The organism is Paenibacillus sp. BAC0078 (genome assembly GCF_054483875.1).
In genome coordinates this window covers 320748-332513 of record NZ_JBTLRW010000003.1, presented here as the reverse complement: position 1 = coordinate 332513, position 11766 = coordinate 320748, and the positions used below count along the sequence as shown (strand labels likewise).

5 protein-coding genes are annotated in these 11766 nt (G+C 54.8%); all 5 read left to right on the top strand.

The genetic code is table 11. The annotated features are described in order from the left end of the window. Positions 1–54 precede the first annotated feature (54 nt). The 5 genes from ACX1DY_RS08385 (at position 55) to ACX1DY_RS08365 (ending at position 11419) form a co-directional block, all read left to right on the top strand. On the top strand, positions 55–978 hold the full coding sequence (locus ACX1DY_RS08385) for an ABC transporter permease (RefSeq protein ID WP_458963726.1): 924 nt from the start codon (positions 55–57) through the stop codon (positions 976–978). A 15-nt stretch (positions 979–993) separates the two neighbouring features. Beyond that, positions 994–1863 carry a carbohydrate ABC transporter permease gene (locus tag ACX1DY_RS08380; protein WP_458963725.1) on the top strand — a complete coding sequence of 290 codons (870 nt, stop codon included), beginning with the start codon at positions 994–996 and terminating at the stop codon, positions 1861–1863. Between the two features lie 32 nt (positions 1864–1895). Further along, a complete protein-coding gene (locus ACX1DY_RS08375; protein ID WP_458963724.1) occupies positions 1896–3572 on the top strand; it encodes a type 2 periplasmic-binding domain-containing protein in 1677 nt (558 codons plus the stop codon). A gap of 195 nt (positions 3573–3767) precedes the next feature. Next, on the top strand, positions 3768–7289 hold the full coding sequence (addB, locus tag ACX1DY_RS08370; protein ID WP_458963723.1) for a helicase-exonuclease AddAB subunit AddB: 3522 nt from the start codon (positions 3768–3770) through the stop codon (positions 7287–7289). Then, entirely contained in the window at positions 7286–11419 is a 4134-nt protein-coding gene (locus ACX1DY_RS08365) for a UvrD-helicase domain-containing protein (protein WP_458963722.1), read from the top strand. Before addB ends, ACX1DY_RS08365 begins: the two co-directional genes overlap by 4 nt. Positions 11420–11766 lie beyond the last annotated feature (347 nt).

Sequence of the window (11766 nt, the reverse complement as noted above, 5' to 3'; positions counted from 1 at the left end):
AAGAAACAGACTACAGGGAATGGTAAAAAGGGGGTAAGGAAAATTACTCAGGAGATGAACGCCCAAGCTAAAAAAAATCCGTGGAGAAAGGAAGTCAGGAAGCATTGGCCTTTATATGTGTTATGTCTCCCGGCCTTGATTTTTGTGCTGATCTTTGCCTACGGCCCGATGGTTGGTCTCGTCATAGCATTCCAGGACTACAAGCCCTGGCTTGGCATCACCCGCTCAGCCTGGATCGGGATGGATAACTTCGCGAGAATATTCGAGTATAAGGAATCAACGCAGGCCATCATCAACACGCTTATTATTGCAGTCATCAAGATCATCGTGGGGATTATCGTTCCAATCATTATGGCCATTCTGCTCAACGAAATCCGCCATATCGGAACCAAGAAAAGCATTCAGACCTTGGTGTATCTGCCACACTTTCTGTCCTGGGTAACGATAGCAGGGATCATGATTGATATTCTGGGGCTCGACGGCGGGATTAACCATTTGCTGACCAGCATCTTTGGAACAAAGCCCATCTTCTTTCTTGGGGACCCGGCGCTATTCAGGCCTACCATTATTATCAGTGACCTCTGGAAAAACTTTGGATTTGGCATGATTGTCTATTTAGCCACCATCACAGGGATTGATCCTTCCTACTATGAAGCGGCTGAAATAGATGGTGCTTCGCGGAGACAACAGATCCGGCATGTTACGCTGCCCGGCATGATGCCGATGATCATTGTAATTGCCACGTTAAGTCTTGGCAGCGTTCTTGATGCGGGCTTTGATCAGATTTTCAACTTGTACAATCCGCTTGTATACAGCACGGGGGACATTATAGATACCTATGTGTACCGCTCATCCCTGTTGAATGGACAGTATGGCTTCGGTACCGCCGTCGGCTTGTTCAAGTCAGGCATCAGCTTTATCTTGATCGTCATTTCCTACCGGATCGCCTATAAGGCCGCCAACTACAAAATTTTTTAGGAAGGAGGAAGGAGTGTGTATCATAAGTCCAAGGGGTATAAGGTATTTTCAGTATTTAATTATATCTTTCTGATTCTTATCGCATTATCGTGCTTTCTTCCGCTGCTCCATTTGCTGGCGCAATCCTTCAGCAGCAAGGCGGCGGTCAACGGCAGCCTGGTATCCTTCTGGCCGGTTGATTTTAATACGGATGCTTATGCCAAAACCTTTAAAAACTCGAATTTCACGGGCTCAATGCAAATTTCAGTGATTAGAACGGTTCTGGGCACCTCAATCGGGATGCTGATCATTACGATGGCGGGTTATGCTTTATCCAAGGATTTTCGCGGGCGCAATGCGCTGATGTGGATTTTCGTATTCACGATGCTGTTCTCGGGCGGCTTGATTCCTTCTTATATCCTGGTCACTAAGCTTGGACTCAAGGACACGATTTGGTCGCTGGTGCTTCCGGGTGCTTTTGGAGCGTATAACCTGATCCTGATTATGAATTTTTTCAAAACCATTCCCAAAGCGCTCGAAGAGGCGGCATTCATTGATGGGGCTTCCTTCTTCGGTATTTTCCGGAAAATCTATCTTCCGCTGTCCCTCCCCGGCCTGGCTACCGTTGGCTTGTTTATCATGGTGGGGCACTGGAATTCATGGTTTGACGGGATCTTATATATGTCCAATACGAACAAGTATCCACTCGCTTCCTTTTTGCAGACGGTAGTTGTCCAGAGCAATGCCCAGAGCATGGCCATGAGCCAGTCAGAGGCGGCGGCGATGTCGGAGCAAAGCATAAAGGCCGCACAAATCTTCATCAGCACACTGCCGATTATTCTGGTGTACCCCTTCCTGCAGAGATATTTTGTCAAAGGGATTGTGCTGGGAGCCGTGAAGGAATAACCAAATTACTTAATAGAATAGGGGCCTAATTTATGAAAAAGACAGGGATAACGCTCTCCGCTTTACTGCTGATGACAGGACTGCTTGCAGGCTGTTCTTCGGACAATAAAGGGTCGAATTCGGCAGCCGAGGCAACGCTTAAGGACGGCAAATATGATCCGCCGATCAAGATCACCATCGCGAAGCAACTGGACGAAAATGCCGGCAAATATATCAATGGCGAAAGCCTGAACGATAATGTGCTGACCCGCTGGGGGACCAAGAATCTCGGGATCACTGTTGAAACGACGCTGCTGGGCGGTGATGCGGCTCAGTATAACACCAAGCTGCGGCTCGCGCTTACCGGCTCCGAGAAGCTCCCGGATGTTCTGCCTGTGTATGATACTTCGCTGGAGAATGATTTGATTCAATCAGGACTGGTCAAGGACATCACTGAAGACATCAAGAAATATATGCCGGACCGGTTAAAAGAAATCTATAAGCAGTATCCAACCACGTTCAATCCGGTGATCCAGGACGGCAAGGTGTACGGCATGGCGATTTCCCCCAACCTGACCGAAGGTGAAGTGATGCTGATCCGCCAGGATTGGCTGGATAAATTGAAGCTGAAAGCTCCAACGACCATTGATGAATTTGAAAAGGTAATTGCCGCCTTCACGAATGATGATCCGGACGGAAACGGTAAACAGGATACCTACGGGTTTGATTTCTCCGGTAAAGATTCATACAACACAGGTTGGGTCAGCGACCCGGTTATGATCTTCAGCGCATTTACAGGTAAGAATCTTCCGGGCTCATGGCATGAAGAGAACGGCAAACTTACCTACGGGTCGGTGGCGGAAGGCAATAAGGAAGCGCTGGCCAAACTCCGCGACTGGTATTCGAAGGGTTATTTGAATAAAGAATTGGCGACTCAGGGCGCTTGGGATGCTCTCGCTGACTTTACCGAAGGCAAAGCTGGGATTATTATTGGCCGTCCTTGGCTGTATGGCAGCGTGAAAGACGTTGAAGCCAATGTTAAGGGTGCGAAAATCAGCGCTTATCCAACGATCAATGGGGTTAGCGGAGACAAGACTTATCAATCGGGTCAATTGAATGACGGTGTGTTCATGTTCAATAAAGACTTCAATAATATGGAAGCGTTCTTCCTCTATTATGACAAGCTGTACGATGCCGCCTTTGGTACCGGGGACTTCAAATACGGTTATGCTCAAGGCTATGACTATGACATTGTGGACGGCAAGGTTACCTTTGACTCCAAGAAATTCAACACGCCTCTGGATGCTGTCCAAGGGGTAGGGAAGATGGCATTCACCAAAAATACGCCTAGTGTCGATGGTCCCGGGAAATCCTTCGATGAGCTTGCGAATGGCGCCAAGGCGGATACCGGAGTGCTGATGAGATCGGATGCACTGGATCAGACGATGAAGGACGGTTATGTGATTTCTTATAAGAACAGTGAGTCCCTGCTGCCAAGCGCGTTCAACGGTCCGCCAACCAAGACGATGCAAAGCTCATGGGAGCAGCTTACGACGATGGAAAAGGAAACCTTCACCAAGATTATCTACAGCAAGGAGCCGCTCAGCGCTTATGATGATTTTGTAAAACAATGGAACGAAAAAGGCGGTACCCAAATTACGGAAGAGGTCAACGCATGGTATGAAAACGCCAGCAAAGTTGATGTAATGTCCAATATGGGCTTGAAGTAAGCGGCATAGAAAATAACAGCGCGGCGCTGGCAGGTTGTCCCTTCTGGGAATGATCTGCCGGCGTTTTTTAATGCTTTTGTAAAGATATGGACTGTAAGTTTCTTGAATTTTGTGGCAAACGCACGTTCCGGTTATTGTTAGTATGCTATAATAATGGGACGAAGAAATGCAGAGCTACGGAAGGAGCTTGTCGTTATGCCGGTAACCTTGTTAACAGGCCGCTCGGGCAGCGGAAAGACTACGAAAATATGGAGAGAAGTAACCTCCGCTCTGGAGCAGGGGCCGCTGGGCGCGCCGATTATTGTGCTTGTTCCGGAGCAAGGCTCCTTTGGAGCGGAGCGGGGACTGCTGACAGCGGGGAAGGTGCGGGGAAGCGTCCGGGCACAGACGCTCAGCTTCTCGCGGCTTGCGTACCGGGTACGGCAGGAAACCGGAGGCAGTGCCAGTCTGCCCATTTCCGAGGAAGGCAAGAAGATGCTTATTTACAAAATCATCAGCCGCCGCAAGGAGGAACTGAAGCTCTTTGGCGCTTCGAGCGACAGACCTGGCTTTGTGGAGCGGCTGAGCCAGCTGCACACGGAGCTGAAGCGCTGCTGCCTGGGAGCAGCCGATCTGGAGGAGCAGTTGTCAAGGATGCGGGACTCCACCCTAAGAAGCCCGATTCTTGCCAGCAAGCTGGATGATCTGCATCTGGTGTTCAGCGAGCTGGAGCAGGAAATGTCCCGGCTGTACATTGACGAGGAAGACCGGCTGAATGAGCTGGCTGAGCATATAAAGGAATCCACATACATACGCGGAGCGGAGATTTGGGTGGATGGTTTTCATGGCTTTACTCCCCAGGAGTTTATCGTGCTCCGCGAGCTGATGCAGTATGCCTCCAGTGTGACGATAGCGCTGACCCTGGACCGCATTTATCCTTCGGGGATGCAGCCGCATGAGCTGGATCTGTTTCATCCTGCGGCTGTAACCTACATCAAGCTGCGTGGAATGGCCGAGGAGATGGGCCTGACGGTATGGGACGAGCAGCTCGCTCCGCCGGTGCTGCCGCGGTTTTCCGGAAGTCCGGTTCTCGCCCATTTGGAGCGGGGCTTTGGCCGCCGGAACCGCTGGAGCGGCGAGGCTGCAGAGGCTGCGGGTGCCATTACCCTCACTGCCGCAGCTTCTCGCCGGGCCGAGGTTGAAGGAAGCCTGCGGGAGATGATCCGGCTGGTTCGCGACGAAGGGGCGCAGTATGGCGAAATGGCTGTGTTTATGCGAAATATTGCCGATTATGAACAGCTTGTGGTTCCGCTGTTCCAGGACTATGGCGTCCCCTTCTTCCTTGACCAGAAGATGAATGAGCTGCATCACCCGCTGGTAGAATTTATCCGCTCTGCCATGGATGTGGTCCGCCGCCGCTGGCGTTATGAGGATGTGTTCCGCTGTGTGAAGACCGAGCTGCTGCTTCCGTTTGACCATAGCGTGACCCGTGAGGATATGGACGAGCTGGAGAACTATGTGCTGGCCTGCGGCATTCAGGGCTACCGCTGGACGGATGGACGTTCCTGGAAGGGAATTCCCAGCCTTTCGCTGGAAGGCGAGAGAGCTGTGGACGAAGCGCAACTGGCGAGAATGGAGGCCTGCCGGGCGATTATTACAGGCCCGTTGCAAGCCTTTGAGAAGCAGGTTAAGAAAAGCCGCAGCGGCCTGGATCTATGTAAAGCAGTATATGCCCTGCTGCAGGATACGGATGCGGCGCGCAAGCTGGAGCGGATGGGTGTGGAGGCATTAGAGGCTGGACGGCCTGAGTCGGCCCGCGAGCACAGTCAGCTCTGGGGAGCGGTGCTGGGGCTGCTGGATCAGATTGCCGAGATGATGGGCAACGAAAGAATGGAATTTGATGTTTTCGCCGGGGTACTGGAGACGGGGCTGGCTGAGCTGAAAATGGGGCTGGTTCCGCCTGCGCTGGACCAGGTGCTGGTCGGCAGTATGGACCGGACCCGGGTTTCGGGTGTGAAGTACGCCTTTTTGCTGGGGTTCAATGAAGGTGTCGTTCCCGCGCAGTTCAAGGATGACGGCATTCTCTCGGAAGGGGAGCGATTGCTGCTGGAGAATGCCGGAATGGAGCTTGCTTCGGGTTCATCCCGTAAGCTGCTGGACGAGCGTTTTCTGATTTACAATGCGCTCACTGCGGCAAGCGGCAAGCTCTGGGTAAGCTACGCTACTGCGGATGAAGAGGGCAAGGCCCTGCTGCCATCCGAGATTATTCGTAACTTGCAAGTGATGTTTCCGGGAGCGCTCAAGGAGCAGTTTGTTTCCGGGTTCCCTGCGGCTGGAGCGGCTGAGGAAGCCGGGATGGCCGAAGCGCTGCATATGAGCTTTGTCGGAGCGCCGGAGCAGACGCTGCGGATGCTGATTATGCAGCTTCGGCAGTGGCGCCAGGGCGCCCAGATTCCTGAATTGTGGTGGGATGTCTACAACTGGTTTATTGCGAGCAAGGAGTATGGACCGCAGTTGGAACGGCTGCTCGGCTCCCTGTTCTACCGCAATGAAGGAATCCGGCTGAAACGGGAGACCAGCCTGCGGCTTTACGGCGGAACCACGCTGCGCGGCAGCGTGTCCCGCATGGAGAAGTTCGCCGCTTGCTCCTTCTCGCATTTTGCTTCCTATGGCCTGAGATTGAGAGAGCGCCAGCTATACAAGCTGCAGGCGCCGGATATTGGGCAGCTGTTCCACGCCGCCCTCAGTGATATGGCGCAGCGGCTGCAGAAGCAGGGCCGCGGCTGGGGCAGTCTGACGGCGGAGGAATGCCGCCGTGAGGCGGGTGAGACCGTGGACAAGCTCTCGCCGCTCCTGCAGGGCGAAATCCTGATGAGCAGCAAGCGCTACGGCTATATCTCGCGCAAGCTCAAGAGCATCGTCAGCCGCGCCTCCGTCATTTTGGGCGAGCATGCCAGACGGGGCAGCTTTGAGCCGGTAGGGCTGGAGCTGGATTTTGGTCCCGGCAAGGACCTGCCGCCGCTGAGAATTACTCTGCCGAACGGTTGTGTCATGGAAGTGGTGGGCCGGATTGACCGGGTGGATATGGCTGAAGGCGAGCAGGGCATCCTGCTGCGCGTTATTGACTATAAATCAAGCCAGAAGGATCTCAAGCTGCATGAGGTCTATTACGGGTTGTCGCTGCAAATGCTGACCTACCTGGATGTGCTGCTTACCTATTCGGAGCAGTGGCTGGGCAAGACCGCCCTGCCGGCCGGAACGCTCTATTTTCATGTGCATGATCCGCTGCTGGCTTCGGCGAACGGCATGAACCGTGAGCAGGCGGAGCAGGAGCTGCTCAAGCGTTTCAAAATGAAGGGCCTGCTGACGGCTGACCGTGAAGTGGTTTCACTTATGGATACTACGCTGGACAAGGGTTATTCCTCGATTGTGCCGGTAGCGCTGAAGAGTGATGGCGGATTTTACAGCAGCGCTTCGGTGGCTACCCCCGAGCAGTGGGGACATTTGCTGTCTTCGGTGCGCAGCACGATTTCTGATATCGGGACACGCATTACCGAAGGCGATGTGGCGATTGCGCCTTACCGCATTCAGCAGGAGACGGCCTGCACCTTCTGCGCTTTCCGGCCGGTATGCCAGTTCGATGAGGCCGTGGAAGGCAATGCTTACAACAATCTGGGTAAGCCGGGCAAGGAAGTTATCTGGGATCTGCTGTCCCGCGAAGGAGGAGAGAAGCCATGAAGCGAAGAGCTGAAATAGAGCCCAAACCGGAAGGAAGCCTATGGAGCGACGACCAGTGGCGCGCCATTGCCGAGAGCGGTGACGATATCCTGGTCGCGGCAGCGGCAGGCTCCGGCAAAACGGCGGTGCTGGTGGAGCGGATTATCCGTAAAATCAGCAGCGGGGAGAGCGGGTTCAGCGTGGACCGGCTGCTGGTAGCCACATTTACGAAGGCTGCCGCCTCCGAGATGCGCCAGCGCATCCGTGAGGCGCTGGAACGGAAGCTGGAGGAAGCGGAGTCCGTGGATGGTGAAGGAAGCCAAGGCAATGAGCATCTGCGCCGCCAGCTTGCTCTGCTCGGCAAAGCCTCGATCACGACGCTGCATTCCTTTTGCCTGGAGGTGATCCGGCGTTATTACCAGCTTATTCCGATTGATCCGGGCTTCCGGATTCTGAATGAGCATGAGGCGGAGATGATGCGCCAGGAGCTGCTGGAGGAGCTGCTGGAAGAGAAGTATGGAGAAGTCCGCGAGGACGGGGAAGATACTGTCTTTGTACGGCTTGCTGACTGGTTCAGCGGCGAGCGCAGCGATGATGCCGTGCATGCACTGGTACAGCGTCTGCATGATTTTGCGCGCAGCCACCCCTGGCCGGCAGAGTGGCTGCGGGATACGGCTGCCGATTTCTCGCTGCCGGATACGGAGGCCTTAAGCCGTACGCCTTGGGTGCAGAGCATTCTGGCGGAGGCGAAGCTGACGCTGGACGGGGCTGCCAGCCAGCTCCGACAGGGCATGGAAATCGCTTTACAGCCTGGCGGACCGGCTCCTTATGCCGAGAATCTGGCGGCGGATCTGGAAATGGTCCAGTCGCTGCAAGAGGCGCTGGAGTTCCGCCCGTGGGCGGAGCTGTATGATATTTTTATAGAAATATCGTTTGGGAAGCTGAAGGCCTGCAAGAAGGATTCGACAGACCCCGGGCTGCAGGAGACGGTTAAGGAGCTGCGCGACAGCGTGAAGAAAAGCTTGCTGGAGCTGCAAAAGTCGCTCTTTGGACGTCCTGCCGGGACGTTCTTGAGAGAGCTGCATGAGGCGGCTCCGCTGATGCAGGAGCTGGCCGAGACGGTGATTGAATTCGGAGAACGGTACCGCGCCGAGAAAGCAGGCCGGGGACTGGTCGATTTCAGTGATCTGGAGCATTACTGTCTGCAGATTCTGCGTCATGAGGATTCTGTACCCGGCCATTCCGTACCTTCGGATGCGGCGATGGAATACCGTGACCAGTTCGACGAGGTGCTGCTGGACGAGTATCAGGATACGAACAGCGTGCAGGAGGAGATCGTAAGGCTGATCTCCCGCGAATCGCCGGGCAACCGGTTTATGGTCGGGGATATGAAGCAGAGCATTTACCGTTTCCGGCTGGCCGAGCCGGGATTGTTCCTGGATAAATACCAGAGCTTCGGTTCAGGCGGAGATGGCAGCGAAGCGGAGGAGGGTACTGGAGAAGGCGCTGGGCCGGTTAAGTCTGCTGGGGGCTCAGTCATTGATCTGGCCCGTAATTTCCGCAGCCGCCGGGAGGTTGTAAATGCTGTAAATATGATCTTCCGGCAGATCATGGACCGGACGGTTGCCGAAATAAGCTACGACGAGCGTGCGGAGCTGGTCTATGGAGCAAGCTTCCCGGGTGCGGAGGATAAGGGGCCGGATACTTATTTTGCCCCCGAGCTGCTCATTATCGACCGGGGAACGTCGTCCGCCGGACGCGCGGAGGAAGCCGCTGAGGATGGAGACCTTCCTCCGCAGGAGAATGAAGCCATTGAGAGCGAAACCGCTCAGCTTGAGGCGCGCGCCATTGTCCGGCGCATCTCGCAAATGACCGGCATGGCCGGCGGCGAGCCGCTGCTGATCTATGATAAAGCGCTGCGCATCATGCGGCCGGTTGTGTACGGCGATATCGTGATTCTGCTGCGGTCGGCGCGGATCTGGACACCGCTGATGATCGAAGAGCTGCGGCTTGAAGGCATCCCGGCGTATGGAGACCAGACGAAAGGCTATTTTCAGGCGACTGAGGTCGAAGTTGCCCTAGCGCTGCTGCAGATTGTTGACAATCCGCGCCAGGACATCCCGCTGGCTGGGGTGCTCCGTTCTCCTGTGGTGAACCTGCGCGAAGAAGAGCTGGCAGCGGTGCGGCTGTGCAGCAACGGTTCGTTCTTCGATGCTGTGCTGGCGGCTGCGGGAGTGCAGCCTGCGGCAGGAAATGAGACGGAAACGGCCCAAACCGGGACGGCTGCTGTAATAGATCACTTAATTGTAGCTGACGAAGCAAGAATCGCGGGAAGCAGCGGCGGCGTGGAGAATGCGGCGGGCGTTACAGCCATGCCGGAGATTTCCTTGAAGCTTCAGGCGAAGCTTAAGAAATTTTTGACGCTGCTTGAAGGCTGGAGAAATGCGGCCCGCCAGGGCAGTCTCAGCACCTTGATTTGGCGAATTTATGGAGAGAGCGGATATCTGGAATGGGTCGGCGGCCTGCCGGGCGGATTTCAGCGCCAGAATAATCTTACCGCTCTGTATGACCGGGCGGTACAGTTTGAAAATGACACTTCCTCGCGCGGGCTGTTCCGTTTCCTGGTATTTATTAACCGTCTGAGAGAAAACGGAGGGGACCTGGGAGTGGCCGGAGGAACGGGCGAAGAGGCCGGCGGCGTCAGAATTATGACCATTCACAAGTCCAAGGGTCTGGAGTTTCCTGTGGTATTTCTGGCCGGAATGGCTAAGCCATTTAACCGCCAGGATCTGCATTCCCCTTTCCTGATGCATAAGGAGCTTGGGTTTGGGCCGCGTTTTGTGGAACGGGAGACCCGGGTCAGCTATCCGACACTGCCCTATCTGGCTATTAACCGCCGTTCGCGTCTGGAGCTGCTCGCGGAGGAAATGCGTGTGCTCTATGTCGGGTTAACCCGGCCGCGCGACAAAATGATTCTCGTCGGCACGGTGAGAGATTTGCCGCGTACCCTCGCGGGCTGGAGCAGCGTGCAGGACCATGAGGAATTGCTGCTGGCGGATCATTTGCTGGCCCGTGGCCGCAGCTATCTGGATTGGGTGGGACCGGCGCTGATCCGCCATCCGGGTGCGGCTATTCTGCGCAAGCTGGCCGGAGCCGAAGGACCGGTATCTACAGTGCTGCATCGGGATGCTTCCAACTGGAGTATTTCAACCTTGAACGCCTCTGAGCTCAGCTCCGGGTCTATTCTGGCCAAGGATGGTAATGCGGAGACGGACGAAGAGCGGTATGTAAATCTTGAAGCCATGCGGCACGGCCGCCGTGTACCTTCCAAGAGTACTCCTGCAGAGGCGGAAATCACCGCAAGATTGAAGTGGAAGTACCCATATGCTGCTGCTTCAGGCATTCCGGCCAAAACCTCCGTAACGGAGCTTAAGGCCATGCTGTCCATGCAGGAGCAGCCTTCGTACGATTTGCTGGAGGAGGCTCGGCATACGGCAAGAGCAGGGGGGGCTGTGTGGAGTAGGGCAGGTGGAGACAGCCTGCATCTGCAGCGCCCGAAATTTATGGAAAAGCGGGGCTTGTCGCCTGCGGAGCGGGGAACGGCCTATCATACGGTTATGCAGCATGTTCCGCTGGAGGGGCCGGTGGTGGACCGAGCTGATCTGGAAGACACGGTGGCGCGCCTAACACGGCTTGCGATTCTTAGCGATGAGCAGGCCGAAGCGGTTGAGCTTGCTGAAGTAGAGGCTTTTTATAGTGCGGAAATCGGCCAGAGACTGCTGAAGGCTCCCTGGAAAAGAAGAGAGCAGCCCTTCAGCTACATGGTTCCGGCGAGTGAAGCCTACAGTGATCTTGCCTATCTGCGTGAAGCGGCTTCGGGACTTGAAGCTTCTGACGGCAGCACGGCCTTTGGGGAATCCGTCATGATTCAAGGCGTGATAGACTGTCTGTTCCGCGAAGAGGGACGTTTGATTCTGTTGGATTACAAGACAGATTCGGTAGAGAAGCAATTAGGCGGCTTGGAAGCATTGAAGGAGAAATACCGTTTTCAACTGGAGCTGTACAGCAAGGCGCTGCTTGATATTTTGGGCGAGCCGGTCAGTGAGATCTGGCTGTACTTTTTTGACGGCGGACATGCCGTGAGGCTGTGAAGATAGAATTGGGCTTGTCTAATAAAAAGGGTAGAAGTGTAGGGCTATCGCTTACGAAATGAACTAGAAACAGGTACAACAAGGAGAACCGTGAGTAGGTTCTTCGATCAGAAATAACGGCAGAAATGCAGTTGTTGGAGCGAGATTGGGTGGTCTGACCAGGAATAACGGTAGAAATGCCGTTGTTGGAGTGAGATTGGGTGGTATGACCAGGAATAACGGCAGAAATACCGTTGTTGGAGTGAGATTGGGTGGTCCGACCAGGAATAACGGCAGAAATGCCGTTGTTGGAGTGAGGAGGGGAAGTGGGGAAATTCCACCTCAGAACCTGGCAAATAGGATAAAAG

What these genes read in the sequence shown, in the direction of transcription:
- ACX1DY_RS08385 (WP_458963726.1), top strand. Translation starts at nt 55, where the DNA reads ATGAACGCCCAAGCTAAAAAAAATCCGTGGAGAAAGGAAGTCAGGAAG.
- ACX1DY_RS08365 (WP_458963722.1), top strand. Translation starts at nt 7,286, where the DNA reads ATGAAGCGAAGAGCTGAAATAGAGCCCAAACCGGAAGGAAGCCTATGG.
- addB (WP_458963723.1), top strand. Translation starts at nt 3,768, where the DNA reads ATGCCGGTAACCTTGTTAACAGGCCGCTCGGGCAGCGGAAAGACTACG.
- ACX1DY_RS08375 (WP_458963724.1), top strand. Translation starts at nt 1,896, where the DNA reads ATGAAAAAGACAGGGATAACGCTCTCCGCTTTACTGCTGATGACAGGA.